This window comes from Pseudomonas sp. CVAP#3 (assembly GCF_018986375.1).
Lineage (GTDB): Bacteria > Pseudomonadota > Gammaproteobacteria > Pseudomonadales > Pseudomonadaceae > Aquipseudomonas > Aquipseudomonas helvetica.
Genome location: NZ_JAHMSC010000004.1, coordinates 461,181 through 481,721, shown reverse-complemented (window position 1 = coordinate 481,721; position 20,541 = coordinate 461,181). Strand labels below are relative to the sequence as shown.

General features: G+C 58.8%; 22 protein-coding genes and 1 pseudogene. 11 read left to right on the top strand and 12 right to left on the bottom strand.

Annotation, left to right across the window (positions count from 1 at the left end; translation table 11 throughout):
- Positions 1–85 precede the first annotated feature (85 nt).
- The 7 genes from KRR23_RS10575 to KRR23_RS10545 all read right to left on the bottom strand — a co-directional run bounded on the left by KRR23_RS10575 (position 86) and on the right by KRR23_RS10545 (position 7,700).
- The gene (locus KRR23_RS10575) at positions 86–1,786 is read right to left on the bottom strand and encodes a bifunctional UDP-sugar hydrolase/5'-nucleotidase (protein ID WP_216742449.1); all 1,701 of its coding nucleotides are present in this window, start codon (positions 1,784–1,786) and stop codon (positions 86–88) included.
- A 38-nt stretch (positions 1,787–1,824) separates the two neighbouring features.
- On the bottom strand, positions 1,825–2,469 hold the full coding sequence (locus tag KRR23_RS10570; protein ID WP_216742448.1) for a MotA/TolQ/ExbB proton channel family protein: 645 nt from the start codon (positions 2,467–2,469) through the stop codon (positions 1,825–1,827).
- A 36-nt stretch (positions 2,470–2,505) separates the two neighbouring features.
- On the bottom strand, positions 2,506–4,749 hold the full coding sequence (locus tag KRR23_RS10565; protein WP_216742447.1) for a TonB-dependent receptor: 2,244 nt from the start codon (positions 4,747–4,749) through the stop codon (positions 2,506–2,508).
- 58 nt (positions 4,750–4,807) lie between these two features.
- Entirely contained in the window at positions 4,808–5,551 is a 744-nt protein-coding gene (locus tag KRR23_RS10560) for an energy transducer TonB (protein WP_216742446.1), read from the bottom strand.
- A gap of 4 nt (positions 5,552–5,555) precedes the next feature.
- A complete protein-coding gene (locus KRR23_RS10555) occupies positions 5,556–5,963 on the bottom strand; it encodes a biopolymer transporter ExbD (protein ID WP_216742445.1) in 408 nt (135 codons plus the stop codon).
- A 178-nt stretch (positions 5,964–6,141) separates the two neighbouring features.
- Positions 6,142–7,131 (bottom strand): FecR family protein, encoded by a 990-nt coding sequence (locus KRR23_RS10550; protein ID WP_216742444.1) that lies wholly within the window; start codon positions 7,129–7,131, stop codon positions 6,142–6,144.
- Positions 7,128–7,700: an RNA polymerase sigma factor gene (locus KRR23_RS10545; RefSeq protein ID WP_216742443.1), complete on the bottom strand. Its 573-nt coding sequence runs from the start codon at positions 7,698–7,700 to the stop codon at positions 7,128–7,130. The genes KRR23_RS10550 and KRR23_RS10545 overlap by 4 nt, the downstream gene beginning before the upstream one ends.
- Positions 7,701–7,904: 204 nt before the next feature.
- Between KRR23_RS10545 and KRR23_RS10540 the strand changes: the two genes are divergently transcribed.
- From KRR23_RS10540 to fecA, 3 genes are all read left to right on the top strand, one after another.
- Positions 7,905–8,393: a sigma-70 family RNA polymerase sigma factor gene (locus KRR23_RS10540; RefSeq protein ID WP_216742442.1), complete on the top strand. Its 489-nt coding sequence runs from the start codon at positions 7,905–7,907 to the stop codon at positions 8,391–8,393.
- Positions 8,394–8,401: 8 nt separating this feature from the next.
- Entirely contained in the window at positions 8,402–9,361 is a 960-nt protein-coding gene (locus tag KRR23_RS10535; protein ID WP_216742441.1) for a FecR domain-containing protein, read from the top strand.
- Positions 9,362–9,473: 112 nt separating this feature from the next.
- Positions 9,474–11,819, top strand: a complete 2,346-nt coding sequence (gene fecA, locus KRR23_RS10530) for a TonB-dependent Fe(3+) dicitrate receptor FecA (RefSeq protein WP_216742440.1) — start codon at positions 9,474–9,476, stop codon at positions 11,817–11,819.
- Between the two features lie 42 nt (positions 11,820–11,861).
- Here fecA and KRR23_RS10525 read toward each other — a convergent pair whose 3' ends face one another.
- From KRR23_RS10525 to KRR23_RS10515, 3 genes and pseudogenes are all read right to left on the bottom strand, one after another.
- On the bottom strand, positions 11,862–12,764 hold the full coding sequence (locus KRR23_RS10525) for an alpha/beta fold hydrolase (protein ID WP_216742439.1): 903 nt from the start codon (positions 12,762–12,764) through the stop codon (positions 11,862–11,864).
- Positions 12,765–12,844: 80 nt separating this feature from the next.
- Positions 12,845–12,991 (bottom strand): annotated as a pseudogene (locus KRR23_RS10520) (class II aldolase); the annotation flags it as partial.
- Between the two features lie 195 nt (positions 12,992–13,186).
- Complete coding sequence (locus KRR23_RS10515; protein ID WP_216742438.1) at positions 13,187–13,642, bottom strand: flavodoxin; 456 nt, start codon at positions 13,640–13,642, stop codon at positions 13,187–13,189.
- A gap of 153 nt (positions 13,643–13,795) precedes the next feature.
- Here KRR23_RS10515 and KRR23_RS10510 point away from each other — a divergent pair, with 153 nt between their 5' ends.
- Both KRR23_RS10510 and KRR23_RS10505 read left to right on the top strand, forming a co-directional pair.
- The gene (locus KRR23_RS10510; RefSeq protein ID WP_123582652.1) at positions 13,796–14,269 is read left to right on the top strand and encodes a PAS domain-containing protein; all 474 of its coding nucleotides are present in this window, start codon (positions 13,796–13,798) and stop codon (positions 14,267–14,269) included.
- Between the two features lie 54 nt (positions 14,270–14,323).
- Positions 14,324–14,929, top strand: coding sequence for a hypothetical protein (locus KRR23_RS10505; RefSeq protein WP_216742437.1), 606 nt, complete (start codon positions 14,324–14,326; stop codon positions 14,927–14,929).
- Positions 14,930–14,932: 3 nt separating this feature from the next.
- Here KRR23_RS10505 and KRR23_RS10500 read toward each other — a convergent pair whose 3' ends face one another.
- Positions 14,933–15,892 carry a MerR family transcriptional regulator gene (locus tag KRR23_RS10500; protein WP_216742436.1) on the bottom strand — a complete coding sequence of 320 codons (960 nt, stop codon included), beginning with the start codon at positions 15,890–15,892 and terminating at the stop codon, positions 14,933–14,935.
- A 209-nt stretch (positions 15,893–16,101) separates the two neighbouring features.
- On the opposite strand from KRR23_RS10500, the gene KRR23_RS10495 reads away from it, so the two are divergent.
- The 6 genes from KRR23_RS10495 (at position 16,102) to KRR23_RS10470 (ending at position 19,214) form a co-directional block, all read left to right on the top strand.
- The gene (locus tag KRR23_RS10495) at positions 16,102–16,671 is read left to right on the top strand and encodes an antibiotic biosynthesis monooxygenase (protein WP_216742435.1); all 570 of its coding nucleotides are present in this window, start codon (positions 16,102–16,104) and stop codon (positions 16,669–16,671) included.
- A gap of 178 nt (positions 16,672–16,849) precedes the next feature.
- Positions 16,850–17,560: a dihydromonapterin reductase gene (gene folM, locus KRR23_RS10490; RefSeq protein WP_216742434.1), complete on the top strand. Its 711-nt coding sequence runs from the start codon at positions 16,850–16,852 to the stop codon at positions 17,558–17,560.
- Positions 17,561–17,583: 23 nt separating this feature from the next.
- Positions 17,584–18,144, top strand: a complete 561-nt coding sequence (gene folE, locus KRR23_RS10485; protein WP_054593957.1) for a GTP cyclohydrolase I FolE — start codon at positions 17,584–17,586, stop codon at positions 18,142–18,144.
- A gap of 2 nt (positions 18,145–18,146) precedes the next feature.
- Positions 18,147–18,518, top strand: coding sequence for a dihydroneopterin triphosphate 2'-epimerase (gene folX, locus KRR23_RS10480; protein WP_054593958.1), 372 nt, complete (start codon positions 18,147–18,149; stop codon positions 18,516–18,518).
- A gap of 68 nt (positions 18,519–18,586) precedes the next feature.
- Positions 18,587–18,883: a DUF1244 domain-containing protein gene (locus tag KRR23_RS10475; protein ID WP_054593959.1), complete on the top strand. Its 297-nt coding sequence runs from the start codon at positions 18,587–18,589 to the stop codon at positions 18,881–18,883.
- Positions 18,876–19,214: a HopJ type III effector protein gene (locus tag KRR23_RS10470; RefSeq protein WP_216742433.1), complete on the top strand. Its 339-nt coding sequence runs from the start codon at positions 18,876–18,878 to the stop codon at positions 19,212–19,214. The genes KRR23_RS10475 and KRR23_RS10470 overlap by 8 nt, the downstream gene beginning before the upstream one ends.
- 231 nt (positions 19,215–19,445) lie before the next feature.
- Here KRR23_RS10470 and trxB read toward each other — a convergent pair whose 3' ends face one another.
- Positions 19,446–20,408 (bottom strand): thioredoxin-disulfide reductase, encoded by a 963-nt coding sequence (gene trxB, locus KRR23_RS10465; protein WP_054593967.1) that lies wholly within the window; start codon positions 20,406–20,408, stop codon positions 19,446–19,448.
- Between the last annotated feature and the right edge of the window lie 133 nt (positions 20,409–20,541).

The window sequence follows — 20,541 nt, the reverse complement described above, 5'->3', positions numbered from 1 at the left end:
GCTCTGCGCCCCAAGTGCCGAGCGCGGAGCGTCCGTTGAGGCATTCCTTTGCTGCGCGTGGGAACGATCATGACCCGTAACAGCGCTATTTCACCTTCACGATGCGCCCTGCACTCTTCGCAGAACCAACGGGTTTGCCTTGTTGATCCATGCGGTGCAAGTAATCGATCAGGCTATCCAGGTCCGTCACTTGCAAATCCCTACGGTTGATTCCCTGTTTGAAAAGACTGAAGCGATCGCCACCGTCGGCCAGAAAGCCGTTCACCACCAGTCGATAATTGCGCTCAGGCTGCACTGGCTTACCGTTGAGACGAACACTGCCGGGGATCACCCGGCTACCCAACGGGCGCGTAGAGTCCCAGCGATAGCTGAAGCCCCTGGAAACTTGCAGCGCATTAAAATCACCTGCGGTTTTCCATTGCTGATTAAGCAATTGTTCGAGTTGCCGCCCCTTCAGGTCGAAGGCGATCAGGGTGTTGTTGAACGGCTGCACCGTCGCCACCTGCCCATAGTTCAGGCGTTTGAGACCGGGCTCCAGGGCCAGGTCACCACGAATGCCACCGTTGTTCATGAAAGCGATTTGCGCGCCATGTGCAGCGCCAGCCGCCAGTTGAGCATCGGCGATCAAGTCACCCAACGGCGTCTCCCCCGCCGCATTCGCACGTCGAGTGATCGGTGAAGCCGCGATGGTGCCGACGGGTTTGAGCAGCACGTTATTGCTGCGTGCTTCGACTTCCCGCTCCAAGGCAAGCATCTGTGGATCGGCTGGATACTGCGCCGGATCGGCCAGCAAGTTGGCCGCTTGAATGCGCGTGACCCGATGCTGACCGGGGGTCACGTCGAGTGTCAGGTGGGTCATCAGATGCCCATAGGAACTGCCCTGAGTCACCAGCAGAGAACCGACCTTGCACAGATAACCCTTATGGGAATGCCCGCTGATCAACACATCGACTGCCGGATCAAGACGCTTGGCCACATCGACGATATCGCCGCTCAGCTGGCTGCAGTCCTGTTTGTCGTAGGGTTCGGGGGTTGAGCCGCCCTGGTGCACCACCGCGACAATCGCATTGACGCCCTGGCGGTTGAGTTCCGGGATCAGCCGATTGATCGACTCGGCTTCGTCCTCGGTACGCAAACCCTGCAGGCCCTTGGCGCTGACCACGGAGGCAACATCGCGCAGGACCGCGCCGACAAAGGCAATCTTCTGGCCTTTGACCTCCTCGATACGGTACGGCGGCAACAGGGTTTTGCCGGTATCGGTGTCGATCAGGTTCGCCGCCAGGTACGGGAAACCGCTGCCGGGATAGCGGGCGCGAAACTGACAGGCCTTGGTCGGACGAGTCGATTCGCAGCCGCCATTGAGCTGGCGCAGGAACTCCGCCTTGCCGTTGTCCAGCTCATGATTGCCGATGGTGCTGAGTTTCATGTCCATGTACCGCAGCGCTTCGAGCGTCGGTTCGTCGGCCCACATCGCCGACAGCGGCGGACTGCCACCCACCAGGTCACCGGCACCGATGAACAACAGCTGCGGATCGTCCTTGCGCAGTTGCGTCAGCATCCCGCCGAGGGTCGCAATGCCCCCGGCCTTGAGCATGCGCACACCGTCAGCGGCCGCGCTGTCACGAACCGAATACGGATTGGCCTGCAAGTAACCGTGCAGGTCGTTGATTGCCACGATGTTCACGGCAACCGGTTGGGCTGGCGGCTGAACATGGGCGCAACCGCCCAGCGCGGCGACAGCCAGGGCGACTGCACTGAGCAGCCTTGGCAGGGAATGATGTGTCATGGGTTCATCCTTGTTCGCTTATCGAAATCCGCAGGAGATCAGGCCGATTGCAGTTGGCCGTGTATCGCTTGCGGCACTTCAACCTGCTTTAGCGTAGTACCCATCCCTGCACGCAGCAGGAGGATTTTCAGGTGGTCGGTAATACGCTCGACCCGGTCCTGGAAGTGGTTGTGGAAAATCATGCTGCCCAACGCGACGGCGATCCCAAGCGCCGTGGCGTACAGCGCAGTCCCAATGCCTTTGGAGACTTCACCGGGGTCCGAAACGCCGGTCTCGGCCAATGCCTTGAAGGTGTCGATGATCCCCAGAATCGTCCCCAGCAACCCCAGCAATGGCGCTGCGGTAACCACGGTTTCGAGCAACCACAAACCGTGCATCAGCTTGCTGCGGGTAGAAATGTAGATCGACTCACTGAGGTCTTCCAGATCCTTGTGCGTCGCCAGCCCTTGTTTATGCGCAAACAGCGCTTCAAGCATTTCCAGTGGCAAGCTGTTGCGCTGGCGCAACGCGGCGGGAAGGTCCTCGACAGCGTGCATGGTCGGGTTGAGCACTGCTTCGAGTTTTTTCGCCTGCCGCAGGCTGAAGCTGAAGTAAATTCCGCGTTCGACGGCGATGAAAGCGGCAATCGCAGCCGCGCCGTACAGGGTGTAGAAGGTAATGTCGTGCAGCAGATTCATGTCCATCGGTAAACCCTCGGAGTCAGAACGAATTCAGCGAAATCAAAAAGCCGCTTCCAGCGAAACCACGGCCGTGCGTTCTTCGCCGACGTTGTAGTACGCGGTACTTGGGGCCAGGCCATTGGTGGGTTGCGAGTTGAACGACACGGTGCGCACCGAGGCCAGGTATTCCTTGTCGAATACGTTGAGCATCGAGAAGCGCAGGGTCACCTTCTTGAATACCTTCTTGTCGACCGGCAGGTACACGCCGGCATTGAGGTCGACCACAGTGCGCCCGGCGATCTTCTCGTCGTTGGTCAAATCGCCGTAGTAACTGCCCACGTACTTGCCCGCGACGTTGCCGTAGAAGCGGCTGTCGTCATAACCCAGGCTGAGGTTGAGCATGTTCTGCGGCACGTTGGTCAGCTGCTTGCCGGAGGTTGGCAGCAACACGCCCTTGTTCTTGAAATCGTCCTGCTGCTCGGAACGGGTGTAGGTGTACGAGGCGTAATAGTTAAAGTTGTGCGGCAGTAAACCGCTCCACTCCAGCTCCAGGCCTTTGTTGGTCACTTCACCGACGTTGGCCACGACAAAGTCGCCATTGAGGTCGGTAGTCGACAGCTGCCGATCCTTGAAGGTGATGTAGAACAGGCTTGCGCTGAGCGCCATGGCCTCTTCGCTGTAGCGCCAGCCCAGCTCCTGGTTCCAACTCAACTCGGGTTTCAGGCTGATGGAGTCGCCCTTGTTGTACAGCACGAAGTTGGGCGGCGTGCGCATGTTGCGGGTGACGTTATAGAACGTCTGGTTGCGCGCATCGATCTGGTACTTGGCGCTGAAGCTGGGCAGGAACTCGTGGTAGCGGGCGTCCTTCTTTTCCGGCTTGTCGGTCAGGCTGCCAAGGTTGTCGCCTTCACGCTCGACGTACTGATACGCCAGTGCACCGGTCAACGTCAGGTCCGGCGTGGCGAGCCAGGTGTCCTGAATCCACAGCTTTTGCGCCGGGGTCACGGTGTATTGATGGCGGCCCTGAACGGTCTTGCCGTTTCGGTCGACCAATTGATTGGACGCGCCATAGTCGCCCCATATATCCACCGGACTGCCGCCGGGATCGATCGCAATGAACGGCTGAGTCTGGCGCTGGCGAGCGCGCTCGTACCAGTAGCCAACGTCCAGGCTGTGCTCATCGTTGATGTCCCATTTGAGTTTGCTGGTCATGCCGGGGCGCCAGGTCTCGGTCCAGGACGGTCGGTAGTAGGTGTTGGCACCCAGCCCCGTGAGGTCAAAGTTACCGGCCTTGTCCGAGGTGCCGGAGAGTGCCGTGGAGGTCTGGCCGCTGTAGCTGCCGCCGCTGGACCAGACGTAATACGGGTTGAACGTCAGGCTCAGGTCATCGCGCAGTTGAAAGCGCTGGGTGATCGATGACGTCACGCTTTCGAAGGGGTTACGGTTGAGCTTGAAGGACTGCAACACCTGACCGGCCTTGTTGTAGACGGTGTTTTCGGAGTAGTCCAGACGTCGCCCCTGGTTCTCGAACTGCGCTTTGCTCAGGGTGTTGTAGTTGTAGTTTTCCTGCCGGTTGTATTTGACGATGGCGTTGGTCGAGTTGCCATTGCCGTCCTCGAACAAGGTGTTCCACTCCACCTTGTCAGCCAGCAACGAGCCCTTGCCCCGCCACTTGTCGCCCTCGGTATGCGACGCCGAAACCCAGGTCTTGAAGCCGCCCAGATCACCGGTGTTGATCCGCGCGAAGGTCTTGTGCAGGTTGTTTGAACCCAGGGCCTGTTTGACGAAGACGCCGGGATCCTTCTCCGGGCGAATCGTCACCAGACCGATGTTGCCGCCGCTGGAACCGATGTGCGGGCCGTCGGCCTCGGCGGAGCCCTGAGTGACAAACACTTCGGCGAGGTTTTCCGGATCGCCAAGCAGGTTCGGGTAAATGTTGTAGTCACCCGAATCATTGATCGGGAATCCATCGGAAGAAAGGCCGACCTGATCGGAGTTCATCCCGCGCATAGTGAAACTGGTGCCGCTCAGTCCGGTGGCATCGGTACTGGAAACGTTGATCCCCGGTGTGTACTTGAGCTTGTCCAGGGCGTTGGCGGTGGGCGCCATTTCGTCCATGGCTTCTTTGGTCACGGTGGAGCGCGACTTGGCACTTTCTTCCTTGATCATATGGCCGTTGCCCAGGGTTTGTTTGCCGGTCACATTCACCGCGCCGACATCTACCGAGTCATCAGCCAGTACTTGCGGCGCAAAGCCGCCCAGGCCCGATGCTAATAGCAGGGCATAGAGTTTATTGATCTTCACGGGTAATCCCTTACATACATCTATCTGTTAGTGGATGGCGGGTTATTCCAGGTTGAAACTATTCAAGGTTGTAACTAAAGGTCGCGGTAAACCGCTGTTTGTCCTTCCCGGAAAACGCATCGGAGGGGAATGGCGAGACTTTCTCCACACGGCGCAAACTGGTTTGCGCCGCCCGGTTGAGCAACATGTTCGGCGCCTTGCTTTCGATACCACTGTTCAACACGTTGCCGGCGCGATCGACTTCCAGCCAGATCACCACATCGCCATGCGGGCGTTGCAGTGACGCTTCGCGGCTGCTGGGGTATTGCTTGTGCTTTTCCAGTTCTTTGCGCAGCGCGGTGGTGTACACACTTTCCAGCGCTGCATTGCTCGGCGCCGCGGCCGCTGTTGCAACGGTTGTGGCGGGTTTTGGCGCGGCGGTCGTGATCACCGGAGCCGGTACCGGCGCAGTGGTTTTCGCCATGGCTGCGGTGGCGGCAGGCGCTGGTGCTTGCTTGACCACTACCGGTTTTGGCGCTGGTGGCCGGGGTTTCACCACAGGCTTTGGTTTAGGCGGTTCAATGACCACCGGCTCCACTACTTCGGGCTCGATCAGCGGCGCCTCGGGCTCCGGAGCTGGAGGCTCAGGTTCGACGATGGCCAGCAACTCGGCCGCATCCATCAGCGCGATTTCTACCGTGCTGTCGTCATACACCGGTTTGATCTGCAAACTCTGCAACTGGCTGGTGTAGATCACGATAACCACCAGGCCAGCCGGCAGCAGGCACGCGATCCATTGGCGAGCTTTATAAAGACTGAACATGGCGTCAGGTCTTGCGCGTAGCAATAGAAACGGAAGAGAAGCCATTGCCCTTGAGCAAATCCATCACCGACACCAGGCGTTTGACTTCAACGCCCTGATCACTGTTGATGATAATGACTAACTTCTCGGCGCCGTTATTCAGCACTTTAAGTTGCGTTAGCAAGGTACTTTCGTTGATGTCCTGACCGTCGAGTTGCAAGCGCTCGTCGAGACCAAGAGTAATGATGGCTTTGTTTTGTGGCTTGAGTTGTTGTGCCTGACTGGCGACCGGCAACTGGGTCTTGATGCCCACGGCCGGAATCACGTTCAGGCTGATCAATACGAAGAACACCAACAGAAACATCATCACGTCGATCATCGGAATGATCTCGATGTGAGCTTTTTTCTTGTGGGTAACATCCCAACTGCGCATCGCACCTCTCCCTGTTATTCAATCATCTGAACGATGAATGTGCCCTCCGGCGGTTCCTGACCATTTGCTCAGGAATGCGAAGATCATCCTCGGGAGTTGTATCGTTTTGGTTACAGAAAGGGACTATTGAGATGACCATTGGATGACGCATCGTGAGGGCTCGATATCGCCCTCACTCTCAGCGCAGAATAATCACCCGTCCCAACAGGCTGTGCTGCTCGAACCCCAACACCCCTTGCAGGGAATCGAGCACCGCTTGCGGGTCTTTGCTTGGAAAGCTGCCACTGATCCGTCGCGCGGCCAGGTCGTCGTTGAGCACCACGATCCGCCCCGGGTAATAGCGGCCAAGGTCTTTCACCACATCGGCCAAGGGTGACTTGTAGTAATTGAGCCAGCCCTGACGCCAGGCCAGTTGCGCTTCGCTGTCGACCGCGTGGAGTTTTGCCGCGGTGCCGGCGCCATAAGCCACTTGCTGGCCGGCCGTCAGCACCTGCTGCTCGGCGCCCTTGGTCGGCGTCACACCGACGCGTCCAGAGAGTACCGTCACCTGCGCGCCCGCCGGTTGCAAGCGCACTTCGAACTGCGTGCCGAGGACCCGCGCCTCGCCTTTTTCGGCATCGACCATAAAGGGCTCACCGGTATGGGTCACGCTGAAAAAGGCTGCACCGCGACGCAGCCGAACATGCCGTTCACCGTGGCTGAAATCCACGGCAATGGCGCTGTCGGCATCAAGGATGACTCGGGATTTATCGGCCAAGGTTACGTTGCGCACTTCACCCGGTGCCGAGACGTAGTCCGCCGTTAAATCATCGAACCAATGCGATGGCTGCCAGCCGGCGCCTATCGAAACCATCAGCAGCAAGCAGGCGGCCATGGCCAAACCGCCAGACCAGCGCCGCACGCCGGAACGCCTGGAGCGGTGCATCGCATTGAGATAACCCTGCAAGGCAAAGGCATCTTCGTCGGCCAGGGTACGAGCCGGTGCTTCGCTCATTTCCCAGACCACTTGCGCTTGGGCATAGGCTTCGGCATGCGCCGGATCGGCCTGTAACCAACGGCTGAACGTGGCTTGATCGCCGCTGCTCGGCTGATCGTGCAACAGGCTCAGCCAGGCCAGCGCGGCCTGCTCCTGAGCGGGCGTCGGAGTGACGCTGGCGGTGTGATTCACGGGGCTGTCCCTGGCGTGCGTGATTCAGGTTCTCGCAGACTGGCCTTGCAGGCTTCGAGGGCGCGCATCATATGTTTTTCCACGGCACTTTGGGAAAGCCCCATGGCCTTGGCGATTTCGGCGTACTTGCGCCCGTGAATGCGGTTGAGCAGAAAAATCTGCCGGGTACGTTCGGGCAAACCGCGCAACGCCGCCTCGACATGGCGCAGGTCATTGCCGGCTTCCAGCGCCGCTTGCGGCTCGACGCTGAGGTTGTGCTGTTGCTCCGGCAGCCAGCCTTCGTTGAGTCGAACCCGCGCGCCTTCGCTGCGCAGATGGTCGATGGCGATGTTGCCGGCGCAGCGCAGCAAGTAAGTGTTGAGCTCTTCGACGTGCACCAACGGTCGGCGCCAGAAACGTAGAAACAGGTCCTGCACCAGATCGGCAGCCGTCGCCCGGCAGCCCACGCGTCGACTGACCAACGCTTCCATTTGCGGTCGCTGGGACAAGAATACCTGCAGAAAATACGCGCGACTGTCCGGGCTGTCGGAGCCGTCGATGTTCTGGGATTCGGGTGGAGTATTGATCATCAAAGGCCGACTCAACGTGGTCCATGCCCTACACAGGGTCAACGGTGCGCCAATATTAATGATAAATATTCTCATATGCAAAAGGCTCTGATGAGAGAACGCGACTCTGTCGGTCTGCGCTGATTGCCGGATGCAGTGATCCACCACTACAATGCGAACAATTCTTGTTCTCTAAAGCATTTGAATGCTGTCGGAGTGGTCGCGTTGCAGCCATCCAATACCGTCGAAGTTCTCTATCACGCCCATCACAACTGGCTCACAGGCTGGTTGCGACGCAGGCTCGGCTGCCCGCACAGCGCCGCCGACCTGGCGCAGGACACCTTCATCCGGGTTCTGAGCGCACGGGAAACACCGCAGATCATCGAGCCGCGGGCGTTCCTCACGACCATCGCCAAACGGGTGCTGTTCAACCATTACCGTCGTCAGGATCTGGAGCGCGCTTACCTTGAGGCGTTGGCACAGCTGCCGGAAATTGCGGTGCCGTCGGAAGAACACAAAGCGATCATCCTGCAAACCCTGATGGAGCTCGACCAGTTGCTTGACGGTCTGCCACGCCCGGTCAAACGCGCTTTTCTGCTGGCCCAGGTCGATGGCCTCAGCTATGGCGAGATCGCCCGCGAGCTGAGCATTTCCATCGCCACGGTCAAACGTCATTTGAACAAAGCCGCCCTGCGCTGCTACTTCGCCCTGTGAGCATCACCATGTACCCAGCCCCGAACAGCCAAGCGGAGTTCTCTTCGCAGGTGGCCGAGCAAGCCGTGTATTGGCTGATCGAAATGCAGGAAGGCCCGTTCAGCCCATGCCAGCAACACGCCTGGCAGCATTGGTTGAGCGCCCACAGCGAACACCAACGGGCCTGGGAACATATTCAGCGGGTCAATCAGCGGCTGCGCGGTTTGTCGTCGCCACTGGTTCATTCGACCCTCAATGCGCCGAAGTCCGGCAGTCGTCGTCAGGCACTCAAGCTGTTGTTGATCCTCGGGGCCGGCTCGGCGGTTACCTGGGGTCTGCGTGAACACAATCCGCTGACACCGCTGCTGGCCGACTACCGCAGCCCCATCGGCCAGCGCCGTCAATGGCAGCTCGACGATGGCAGCCAGTTGCAGCTCAACACCAACAGTTCGGTCGATGTGCGTTTCGATGGTCAGCAACGGTTGATTCGCTTGCTTGAAGGCGAAATCCTGCTGACCAGCGCCAAGGACCCTCGGCCGCTGCAACTGCTGACGGCTCAGGGCATTCTTCGCCCGCATGCTGCGCGCTTGAACGTGCGGCAGTTCCGCGAGCGCACTCAGGTGGCGGTGTTCGATGGCAGTGTCGAACTGACGTCCACCAGCGGTTCAACGTTGCTGATAGAGAAAAACCAGCAACTGAGTTTCAACGGCCCTGGTTTGGACTCACCGCGTGCGCTGGACGCCAACAGCGGCGCCTGGGCCGACGGCATGCTCGTCGCAGCCCACATGCGCCTGGCGGATTTTCTCGATGAACTGGGCCGCTATCGCCGTGGCCAACTCAACTGCGCTGCTCAGGTCGCCGACCTGCTGATCTCCGGCAGTTATCCGCTGGACGACAGCGAGCGAATCCTCGACCTGCTGGAAATCAGCCTGCCGGTCAAAGTGAAACGCTTTACCCGGTATTGGGTGACCGTTCAGGCACGTGTTTGAAAAGATCGCAGAGCCATCCAAAAATATTTTCATTTTCAGTGAGCCGTTTTTCAGATCTGGCGTGACAGAGAAGGAAAGCCACCTTGATTCCCCTCTTCTCAGGATCGTCTTCATGCCCACCCGCCTCACTCCCCTCGCCCGCTCGCTGCGCCAACTTCTGTTGGGCGCAAGCCTGAGCTTCGGCGCCTTGCCGCTGGCTGTTGCCAGCGAAGCGAAGCCGTACCACATCGCTGCGACCTCTTTGGAAAGCGCACTCAATCAGTTTGGTCGTGAAGCGGGTGTGCTGATCTCGTTTGGCTCGCAGGTCACCAGCGGCGTGCAAAGCCGTGGCCTGGAAGGCAGCTACAGTACCGAAGCGGGGTTGAAGACGTTGCTCGAAGGCACTGGGTTGCAAGCGCGGGCCGAAGGCAACAACGCGTTCAGTCTGCAACCGGTCGATGCAAACGCAACACCCGCCGCGCTGGAGCTCGGCACGTCCAATGTGGTCGGCGACTGGCTGGGCGATGCCGCGCAGATCAACGTGTTCGAACATCCGGGCGCCCGCGATGTGGTCCGTCGTGACGAATTCGAACGCCAGGGAGCGACCCAGGCCCGCGACGTATTGAACCGCGTCCCTGGCGTCAACGCCCCGGAAAACAACGGCACCGGCAGCCATGACATGGCGCTGAACTTCGGCATCCGTGGCCTCAACCCACGCCTGGCATCGCGCTCAACGGTGTTGATGGATGGCATCCCGGTGCCATTCGCGCCTTATGGTCAGCCGCAGTTGTCGTTCGCCCCGATCAGCATGGGCAACATGGATGCGGTCGATGTGGTGCGTGGTGGCGGTGCAGTGCGCTACGGTCCGCAGAACGTTGGCGGGATCGTCAACTTCGTGACCCGGGCGATCCCCGACGAGCCAACCGTCAAAGGTGGCTTGCAGACTGAGACCAGCCCGTCCTCCAGCCAGGACGGTTTCAAGACGACCGGCAACCTGTTGGCCGGCGGCACCGCCGACAACGGTTTGGGCGGAGCTATCCTCTATTCCGGCACCCGTGGCGGCGACTGGCGCGAACACAGCGACAGTGAAATCAATGACCTGATTCTCAAGGGCAAATACCAGCTCGACGAGGCCAACAGCTTCAATGCCATGGCCCAGTATTACGAAGGCACGGCCGACATGCCCGGCGGTCTGAACGTCGCCGACTACAAGGCCGACCCGTATCAGTCGACCCGCCCGCACGATCAGTTCTGGGGTCGTCGGACGATGTTCAACGTCGGTTACCGCTATCAGGAAGACCGCCGCGAATTCACCGTCAACAGCTTCTTCACCAAAACCCTGCGCAGCGGTTATCTGGATCAGGGCAGCTTCCTTTCGCTGTCGCCGCGCGAGTACTGGGTACGTGGTGTGGAAACCCGATTCGCCCAAGGCTTTGACCTCGGTCAGACCAGCCACGAAGTCGGCGTCGGCTACCGCTACCTCAACGAAGCCGGCCACGAGCTGCGCTACCGCACGCCGATCAGCGCCAACCAGCAACTGCCGAGCACCGACAGCCGCAATGATCGCGACACCCGGGGCGGCACCGAGGCCAATGCGTTTTTCGTCGATGACCGGATCGACATCGGCAAGTGGACTATTACCCCGGGTGTCCGCTACGAGATGATCGAGTCGCAACAGACCAACAACCTCACCAACGTCAACTACAAAGGCGACTACAACACGGCGTTGCCAGCGTTGAACGTGCTGTATCACCTGACCGACAGCTGGAACCTCTACGCCAACACCGAAGGGTCATTCGGCAGCGTGCAGTACAGCCAGATGCCCAATCGAGTGACCAGCGGTGAAGTCAAACCGGAGAAAGCCCGGACCTGGGAACTCGGCACGCGCTACGACAATGGCAACCTGCGAGCCGAGATTGGCGCGTTCCTGATCAACTTCGACAATCAGTACGAAAGCAACCAGACCAACGATTCGGTGATTGCGCGCGGCGAGACGCGGCATCAGGGGATCGAAACCAGCGTCAACTACGCGCTGGAAAGTTTGAACCCGGCGCTGGCCGGCTTCGATGTCTATGCCACCTACGCCTTCGTCGACGCAACCATCCGCGAAGACGGGCCGAACAAGGGCAATCGCGTACCGTTCTCCTCGCGCCACAAAGGCACACTCGGCGTCGGTTACACCGAAGGCCCATGGAAGCTCAACCTGGACAGCAGTTACCAGAGCGACCAGTTCGCCGACAACGCCAACACCTCCAGGGAAAATGCCGCTGGCAACGTCGGCACCATCCCCGGCTACATGCTGTTCAGCAGCCGCGCCGCCTATGACTTCGGTCCACAACTGTCGGACCTGACCGTCGCCGTCGGGGTGAAGAACATCTTCAACCACCAGTACTTCACCCGCTCGTTCGACGACAACAACAAGGGCAAATACCTGGGCGAGCCACGGACGGTGTACATGCAGACGTCGGTGGCGTTCTAAACCGGGGGGATCGCCGGCAAACCGGCGCTGAAAGTCTGCGAGTCAGGAACAGGCGGCTTTCAGCGCCGGGGGATCCAGCTGGTCACGAAACGCCAGGTAGTGCTTGAGCACCTGGATCGGCGCCTCGATTTGCGGGTAATGACCGATTCCATGTAGCAATACCGTGTCCGGATTGGGGATCAACTGGCGGTAGCGTTCGACCATGTGGGCGCCAGACACCGGGTCGACTTCGCCATCGATCACCCGCATCGCAACGTTGCCCGCCTGCATGGCCTTGACCCACCTGTCCCGCTGTATGCGACGTTGCGGGATATAGTTGATCAGCTTGTGCATGATCCGCGTGCCACGGTTGTTGTCGATCAGGCTCCAGAAATCGTCCAGTTCGCTTTCACTTGGACGGGTCCGGGGACCAAAGATCTGCCGGAAACTCTTGACCAGCCCATCCCGACTGAACGCCCGTCCGATCATCCAGCCCAACGGACTGAGCAACAGTTTTTGCATCAACACCGGCTGATGGGTTTCGGGAAACAGGCCACCATTGAGGAATACACAACTGCCAATCTCGACACGCGTCTCACTATGCCGGGCCAACAACTCCTGAGCCACGCTGTCGCCGTAATCATGCGCCAGCAGGTGCACAGGCTGCCGGACACCCAGATATTCCAGCAGTGCCTGCTGCAAATCGGCCTGCTCCAACAGGCAATATTCATGGTCCAGTGGCTTGGCCGAGTCACCAAAACCGAGCATGTCGCAGGCGATCACCCGATACCGTTGGGTCAAGGGTTGCCAAAGGTAATGCCAGTCCCAACTGGCGGTGGGGAATCCATGGATCAGCAACAAGGGCTCACCTTGCCCGGCCACCCAATAGCGAATGGTCTGGCCACGGAACACAAAGCTCTGTCCGCGTTTGCGCCAGACACACAGAGGGATCTCGGAGAGCGCCATTAGAGTCTGTAACCCGGAGCTTGTTGATCGAGTTTGCGCAGCAACGCCGGCCAGGCCAACGCGCCGCCCATCCCTTGAGCACTTTTGATCTGGGTAAAGATCAGAACGTCCCACCCCTGCAGCGCCACCAGCCGATAGCAGGCCGCCAGATCGACACGGGGTTGCCACTCGGCGGCGCTAACCTGGTCTTGCACATCGGATGTCGATTGAACGGGGGTTACGCTCACGGCAAGGACCTCTGGTTCTTATTATTTATTTCGTAGGGGTAAACGCAGTCTAGTCAGCTGTCGGGGTTCGTGTAGTTGCATTCGCAGCCAGCTTACTGACCCAACGAGTCAGCAAGCCTTCGGCCGCTAAAAGACGTGAGCGATGTCACAACACCCGGTTCATTAGCGGCGTCGCAAACAGGTGCATGTGTCCGGTCAGCCGCGCAGCGCGCTAATCAGTTCCGCCAACCAAGGTTCGGCGTCAGTTTCCGGGGTCACGCTTTCGCTGGCGTCCAGGCGCAGCATGGGCAGCACTTCGCGCACGCCCAATTCACCGAACAGCTCACGCATTTGTTCACCGCCACCACAGAAAGTGTCGCCGTAGCTGGCATCCCCCAGGCCAATCACCGCTCCCGGCAAACCGCGCCAGGCAGCGGGCAGTTGATCGCGAATCATCGAATACAGCGGTTGCAGGTTGTCCGGCAACTCGCCCATACCCGTGGTCGAGGTTACGACCAGGAAGGCTTGTGGAGCGAACGCCTGGACATCGGCCAGGGTTGCACGCGGGTTGTGCCAGGTTTCAAAACCTGCAGCCTTGAGAAGGTTGGCCGCATGCCGGGCGACTTCTTCAGCCGTGCCGTACACCGAGCCGGAAAGAATGGCGACTTTCATCAATCAGATCCTGAAGCAGAGTAAAAGACCCGGATATTAACAGCTGAGGAAAAAAAGCTGCGATTGCCTCGCAATTAGCTCTGATGACCAGTGGACAGTCCACAACCATGTCATAGAATGCAGCTCGTCATTCGATGCAGAAAGGATTCTCTGATGATCAATGCCCAACTGATGCAATTGGCAATCAACGCTTCGAACGATGGAATCGTCATCGCGGAAAGGGAAGGCGAAGACAACATCCTGATCTACGTTAACCCCGCCTTCGAAAAACTGACCGGCTATAGCGCTGAAGAAATCCTGTATCAGGACTGTCGCTTTCTCCAGTCCGGGGACCGCGACCAAGCTGCACTCAACCTGATCCGCGAAACGTTGAAGGGTGGAAAATCCTGCCGGGAAATACTGCGCAACTATCGCAAGGACGGCACACACTTCTGGAATGAGCTGTCGCTTTCAACCGTCTACAACGAAAATGACAAGCAGACTTACTTTATCGGCGTGCAGAAAGACGTCACCCTTCAGGTCAAGACGCAACAACGGGTTAACCAACTGGAAGCCCAACTGGCCGAAGTTCAAGCGGAACTACAGGCACTCAAAGCGACAAACGGTCAAAACAAGCTGTCGAATTAATGGTCATTAACTACAATCACCAGTGACTTTGTAATTATCTCTTTCGAGCGAACCATGCATCGCGATACCCTCCTGACTCAGGATGAACTGGATTTCATCCAGACCATGCAGCACAACCCGCAGCTCAATGTTCGCGATGCGACGTCGAGCCTGCTGGTGAATGGGGGCTCGCAAATCCGCGATTTATTGACACGTCTGGCGGCCAACGAGCAGGTCACCATCCAGGCACACTTCGAAAATCAGCAAATGACCTTTCCTCTGCACCTGGTGGAGGATGAGTTTCATGCGCTGCATTTGCGCCTGGGCGTACCGAGCATCTACGAAGACGGACCGATGGTTCGCCCCTGGCGTCTGGCGCTTGAAGAACCCGTAGCCCTGGAGAACGCCAAAGGCCAACCCGGCACGCTGTGGGTGCACGAAGTGTCGTTCAAGGGAGTCTTGCTGGAGGTACGAAACCGTACCAAGCCGCCGAAAAGTTTCGCACTGTGGTTCAGCCCTTCAGGCTACGAACGCATTGCGTTGCGCGGGGCGTTCGAACGAGAAACCGAACAGGGCTATTACGCCTATCGCCTCAACCAAAGCGACAAGGATGAAACCGAACGCCTGCGTCAGTTCATTCTCCAGCAGCATCGCCTGACACATCCCGCGCTGCACATCTGAGCGTCAGGTATCGAGCGTTCCCGCGAGGAACTGCTGCAAACGTTGCTGCATCAGTCCCCCTTCACTTCCAATACAGCCAATCGACGATCCGACCAGGCTCTCCTGTGCCAGATCCGCCGAATCACCAGCCAGCATCAGGCGGCAATCCAGGCCCATCGCCAAGCGATTCACACGACGGATAAAGTCAGGTGTAGGCGCTTGATTGGAGAACAGCACCAACGCGTGCGGCTTGATCCTTTCACAGACCAGAGTCAGTTCATTAAAAGGCTGCCCCAGTGCCAACAGCCTGATTCCCACCTGCGCACTGCCCATATACAAAGCCGCCAATAGCAACTCAAGCTTGCGGCACTGCCCATCAATAGCAGAAACGACTACCCGCAACTGCTGCGTCCCCCGCAACAAAAATAGCCGCTGAAGAACTCTGGTACGTAGAAACCCGTCCAGCATCACCCACTCGCTGGTTTCTCCGAACAGATCGTGTTGCTGGAGTAACTGTATCCACAGCGGCATCAAAATGAGCTGGAACACCACGGTCAGGGAATACGTGGAAAATACCTGCCCATAAATCCGTCCCAATTCCACATCGTCGAAATTATTGAGCGCCGCTTTGATCTGCGTTTGCCACTGAACATAGTCAGCCTGAACTGACTCGTCCGCAATGATACTTGGCGATGCTTGTACTTCGCTGATCTTCGCCAGAATCTTGCCCACCTTGCTGACTGCCACGCCCCGTACGGTCCAACCAAGAATGCTCTGAACCCGCTCAATATCGTGCATGGAATACAGCCGATGCCCACTTTCGGTGCGTGTCGGCTGAATCAACCCATAGCGCCGCTCCCAAGCACGCAAGGTCACCGGATTGACGCCCGTGAGGTGCGCCACTTCACGAATCGGGAACAGTTTCTCCTGCTTCTCCAGACGAGAAGATTGCAAGGTCTGGGAAGGTTCAGTAATGGTCACCATGAGTTCTAGGACGTCCGTGTCAGATTGGATCCCATTTATCCCTCATCGTATTCCTACATTGCAAGAGCTGTACATCCGACAAACTATCGAGTGCATCTGGCAAAACCAGGAATAATCCTTGCTTGTCTTTAAACGCAGCCCTTTACCCCGGTGCTGCGTTTTGTACGCCTCCTACCCGGAACCGCGTGCTTGCCCTACGGAGATGCACAATGTCTACCTCACCCGTCACCCTTATGGTTGCGCGTCGCGTTGCCAGCGGACGTTATCAGGACCTGATCGCCTGGTTGCGCGAAGGCGAACAACTGGCCACTGATTTTCCTGGTTATCTCGGCTCTGGCGTGCTCGCACCGCCGCCCGGCGATGACGAATTCCAGATTATTTTCCGCTTCGCCGATGAGCAAACCCTGCATGCGTGGGAGCATTCCGTCTCGCGCACGGCGTGGCTGGCACGTGGCAGCGAGTTGTTTGCCCACCCTTCCGAGCATCGGGTCAGTGGCATCGACGGTTGGTTCGGTGCCGCCGGGCAACGTCCACCTCGCTGGAAACAGGCCGTGGCGATCTGGCTGGCATTTTTCCCGGTCTCGCTACTGTTCAACTTTGTACTCGGCCCGCTGCTGGGTGACATAAGCCTGCTGCCCCGAGTGTTCGTCAGCACCCTGGCCCTGACGCCTTTGATGGTCTACTTCTTCATCCCGCTGTCGACCCACCTGCTGGCCGGCTGGTTGAACAACACACAGGGGCGGCCATTGCCCACGGCACCGTCCACCCAGAATCGTTAAAAGATCGCAGGCCCTGTAGGAGCATGGCTTGCCCGCGATGAACGATAACCGGTTGTAACAGATAGACCGGGGCGCCTTCATTGCGGGCAAGCCATGCTCCTACAGGGGTAGCGCTTGACGTAGGTATGCAGCACTCGTCGCTGGTATAGTTTTGCCATACCCGCGATGCGAGCCATCCATGACCTCTTCCTCAGCTCCGATCCTCATTACCGGCGCCAGCCAACGTGTCGGCCTGCACTGCGCGCAGCGGCTGCTGGAAGAAGGTCACCGCGTGATCATCAGCTACCGCAGCGAACGCCCGGGCGTGCAAACACTGCGCGACCTTGGCGCGATTGCACTGTTTGCCGACTTCTCCAGCGAGGCCGGGATCCTGGCGTTTATCACGCAACTCAAAGCCCATACCCAGAGCTTGCGGGCGATTGTGCATAACGCTTCCGCCTGGCTGGCCGAAACCCCTGACACCGAAGTGGCCGCATTCACCCAGATGTTCAGCGTGCACATGCTGGCCCCCTATCTGATCAACCTGCATTGTGCCGACTTGCTGGAGCGCTCCAGCCCCGCCGACATCGTGCATATCAGCGACGATGTCACACGCAGGGGCAGCAGCAAGCACATCGCTTATTGCGCCAGTAAAGCCGGGCTCGACAGCCTGACCTTGTCCTTCGCCGCGAAATACGCCCCGAACATCAAGGTCAACGGTATCGCGCCGGCCCTGCTACTGTTTAACCCCGACGACGACGCGGCGTACCGCGCCAAGGCCCTGGCCAAGTCTGCGCTGGGTATCGAACCCGGCAGCGAGGTTGTCTACCAGAGCCTGCGCTACTTGCTGGACAACCCTTATGTCACCGGCACGACCCTGACCGTCAACGGCGGACGGCACGTCAAATAGGCCGCCCCCCGCGAGGATGTTCCATGACCCTATCGCTGCCCCAGAATTATCGTGAAATCTTAATAGGCTTGGGCGAAGACCCTGAACGCGAAGGTTTGCTGGACACTCCGGCCCGAGCGGCCAAGGCCATGCAGTACCTGTGTCATGGTTACGAGCAGAGCGTCGACGAGATTGTCAATGGCGCGCTGTTCGCCTCTGACAACGATGAAATGGTGATCGTCGACGACATTGAGCTCTACTCGCTCTGCGAACATCATCTGCTGCCCTTCATCGGCAAGGCCCATGTGGCTTATATTCCTACCGGCAAGGTGCTGGGCCTGTCGAAGATCGCGCGAATCGTCGACATGTTCGCCCGGCGTTTGCAGATCCAGGAAAACCTCACCCGGGAAATCGCCGAGGCGGTGCAGCGCGTCACCCAGGCCGCCGGTGTTGCGGTAGTGATCGAAGCCCAGCACATGTGCATGATGATGCGCGGCGTCGAGAAACAGAATTCGACCATGAACACCTCGGTGATGCTCGGCGCCTTCCGCGAGTCGAGCAACACCCGTCAGGAGTTCCTGCAATTGATTGGACGGAGCAAGTAGCAATGCCACAACTTCAACCAGGAATGGCCCGCATTCGGGTCAAGGACCTGTGTCTACGGACCTTCATCGGAATCAATGAGGACGAAATCCTCAACAAGCAGGATGTGCTGATCAACCTGACCATCCTCTATGCCGCGCAAGACGCCGTGCGCGACAACGATATCGATCACGCGCTCAATTACCGCACCATTACCAAGGCGATCATCGCCCATGTGGAAGGCAACCGGTTCGCCCTGCTCGAACGCCTGACCCAGGAGATACTCGATTTGATCATGGCCAACCAAAGCGTGCTTTACGCCGAAGTCGAAGTCGACAAACCCCACGCCCTGCGTTTCGCCGAGTCGGTATCGATTACCCTCGCCGCGAGTCGCTGACCGTGCCTGGCGCATAAACCGCCAGGCTTTTATTATCCGCGCCACGATTTGATAGCACCGAGCCCATCATGACCGAACAACAACGCCTGGAACTTGAAGCTGCTGCTTTCCGCCGACTGGTCGCGCACCTGGACAGTCGCAAGGATGTGCAGAACATCGACCTGATGAATCTCTCGGGTTTCTGCCGCAACTGCCTGTCCAAGTGGTACAAGGCCGCCGCCGACGAACGCCAGATCGAGGTCAGCCTCGATGACGCCCGCGAAGTGGTTTACGGCATGCCGTACGCCGAGTGGAAAGCCCAATACCAGCAAGAAGCCAGCGCCGACCAGCAAGCGGCGTTCGCCAAAGGAAAAACCCATGACTGATCTGAATACCCTGCGCGCCAGCCTCAAGAGCGGTGAACACGCCTTCGCCGATACCCTGGCGTTCATTGCCGCTGGCTATGATTACCAGCCACAAGCCTTCAACAATGGTGGCGTGGAAAACGCCGCCGGACAGAACGAAGGCTCGTGCAAGACCCTGGGCCTGGCGCTGCTGGAAGGCTTGAGCGATGAAGAAGCGCTGCTGGCATTTGGTGAGCATTACCGCTCGGTGGTTGCTACGCCGGATGGCAGCGACCATGGCAACATCCGCGCGTTGATCGCTCACGGCTTGGCCGGCGTGAAATTCACGCAGCAGCCACTGACCCGCCGCTAACAGGCGATTGACTCGATCACTGTGGCGAGGGAGCTTGCTCCCGCTCGAGCGCGAAGCGGTCGCAAATCAGACGGTTCATTGCATCTGACAGAACTCGTTCGCAGATTTTACGACTGCTGCGCAGCCGAACGGGAGCAAGCTCCCTCGCCACAAAAGCTCATTCGCCACACTGCCGTGCTGATCGACAGGCACAAAAAACCGGCCGAAGCCGGTTTTTTCATTTCAACGATTTCAGAACTTGGCGTTCTGCAGGTCGTCCAGGTAACGCTCTGCGTCCAGGGCCGCCATGCAACCAGCGCCGGCCGAGGTGATCGCCTGACGGTAAACGTGATCAGCCACGTCGCCGGCAGCAAAGATGCCTTCGAGGCTGGTCGCCGTTGCGTTGCCTTCACGACCGCCCTGCACCACCAGATAACCGTCTTTCAACGTCAGCTGGCCTTCGAACAGCGACGTGTTCGGGGTGTGGCCGATGGCGATGAACACGCCGTCGACTTTCAGCTCGTCGAAGCTGCCATCGTTGTTCTTCAAACGTGCGCCGGTCACGCCCATGTTGTCGCCCAGCACTTCGTCCAGAGTCGAGTTCAGCTTGAGGACGATCTTGCCTTCGGCAACTCGTGCATGCAGCTTGTCGATCAGAATTTTCTCGGCGCGGAAGGTTTCGCGACGGTGAATCAGGGTCACTTTGCTGGCGATGTTGGCCAGGTACAGCGCCTCTTCAACAGCCGTGTTACCGCCGCCGACCACGGCCACTTCACGGTTGCGGTAGAAGAAACCATCGCAGGTTGCGCAGGCCGACACGCCTTTGCCCATGAAGGTTTCTTCCGACGGCAGGCCCAGGTAACGAGCGCTGGCACCAGTCGCGATGATCAGCGCGTCACAGGTGTAAGTGGCGCTGTCGCCCGTCAAGGTGTACGGCTTGGAGGCGAAGTCGACGGCGTTGATGTGGTCGAAAACGATTTCGGTCTCGAAACGCTCGGCGTGCTCTTTCATCCGGTCCATCAGTGCCGGGCCGGTCAGGCCGTGCACGTCGCCCGGCCAGTTGTCGACTTCGGTGGTGGTGGTCAGTTGACCGCCAGCCTGCATGCCCGTGATCAGCAACGGCTTGAGGTTGGCGCGGGCGGCATAGACCGCAGCGCTGTAACCGGCAGGGCCGGAACCAAGAATAATCACTCGCGAATGACGTACATCAGACATGACTCACTCCTATCGACCGGCCGGTACCACCTGGCGCGGAATGCCGGATGACCGGCTGGAATTAAAAAAGGACTGTGCAAGCACTTGGGGAAGCGCCGTAGTTGGACAGCCCTGAAAAATAGTGGGTGCAGCG

Excerpts from the sequence above, each read along its gene's own strand:
- KRR23_RS10525 (WP_216742439.1), bottom strand. The coding sequence starts at position 12,764 with ATGGCGCTCTCCGAGATCCCTCTGTGTGTCTGGCGCAAACGCGGACAG.
- KRR23_RS10495 (WP_216742435.1), top strand. The coding sequence starts at position 16,102 with ATGTCTACCTCACCCGTCACCCTTATGGTTGCGCGTCGCGTTGCCAGC.
- KRR23_RS10545 (WP_216742443.1), bottom strand. The coding sequence starts at position 7,700 with ATGATCAATACTCCACCCGAATCCCAGAACATCGACGGCTCCGACAGC.
- KRR23_RS10500 (WP_216742436.1), bottom strand. The coding sequence starts at position 15,892 with ATGGTGACCATTACTGAACCTTCCCAGACCTTGCAATCTTCTCGTCTG.
- KRR23_RS10515 (WP_216742438.1), bottom strand. The coding sequence starts at position 13,642 with ATGAAAGTCGCCATTCTTTCCGGCTCGGTGTACGGCACGGCTGAAGAA.
- folE (WP_054593957.1), top strand. The coding sequence starts at position 17,584 with ATGACCCTATCGCTGCCCCAGAATTATCGTGAAATCTTAATAGGCTTG.
- KRR23_RS10475 (WP_054593959.1), top strand. The coding sequence starts at position 18,587 with ATGACCGAACAACAACGCCTGGAACTTGAAGCTGCTGCTTTCCGCCGA.
- KRR23_RS10570 (WP_216742448.1), bottom strand. The coding sequence starts at position 2,469 with ATGGACATGAATCTGCTGCACGACATTACCTTCTACACCCTGTACGGC.
- KRR23_RS10560 (WP_216742446.1), bottom strand. The coding sequence starts at position 5,551 with ATGTTCAGTCTTTATAAAGCTCGCCAATGGATCGCGTGCCTGCTGCCG.
- KRR23_RS10575 (WP_216742449.1), bottom strand. The coding sequence starts at position 1,786 with ATGACACATCATTCCCTGCCAAGGCTGCTCAGTGCAGTCGCCCTGGCT.
- folM (WP_216742434.1), top strand. The coding sequence starts at position 16,850 with ATGACCTCTTCCTCAGCTCCGATCCTCATTACCGGCGCCAGCCAACGT.
- fecA (WP_216742440.1), top strand. The coding sequence starts at position 9,474 with ATGCCCACCCGCCTCACTCCCCTCGCCCGCTCGCTGCGCCAACTTCTG.
- KRR23_RS10470 (WP_216742433.1), top strand. The coding sequence starts at position 18,876 with ATGACTGATCTGAATACCCTGCGCGCCAGCCTCAAGAGCGGTGAACAC.
- KRR23_RS10505 (WP_216742437.1), top strand. The coding sequence starts at position 14,324 with ATGCATCGCGATACCCTCCTGACTCAGGATGAACTGGATTTCATCCAG.
- trxB (WP_054593967.1), bottom strand. The coding sequence starts at position 20,408 with ATGTCTGATGTACGTCATTCGCGAGTGATTATTCTTGGTTCCGGCCCT.
- KRR23_RS10555 (WP_216742445.1), bottom strand. The coding sequence starts at position 5,963 with ATGCGCAGTTGGGATGTTACCCACAAGAAAAAAGCTCACATCGAGATC.
- KRR23_RS10510 (WP_123582652.1), top strand. The coding sequence starts at position 13,796 with ATGATCAATGCCCAACTGATGCAATTGGCAATCAACGCTTCGAACGAT.
- folX (WP_054593958.1), top strand. The coding sequence starts at position 18,147 with ATGCCACAACTTCAACCAGGAATGGCCCGCATTCGGGTCAAGGACCTG.
- KRR23_RS10535 (WP_216742441.1), top strand. The coding sequence starts at position 8,402 with ATGTACCCAGCCCCGAACAGCCAAGCGGAGTTCTCTTCGCAGGTGGCC.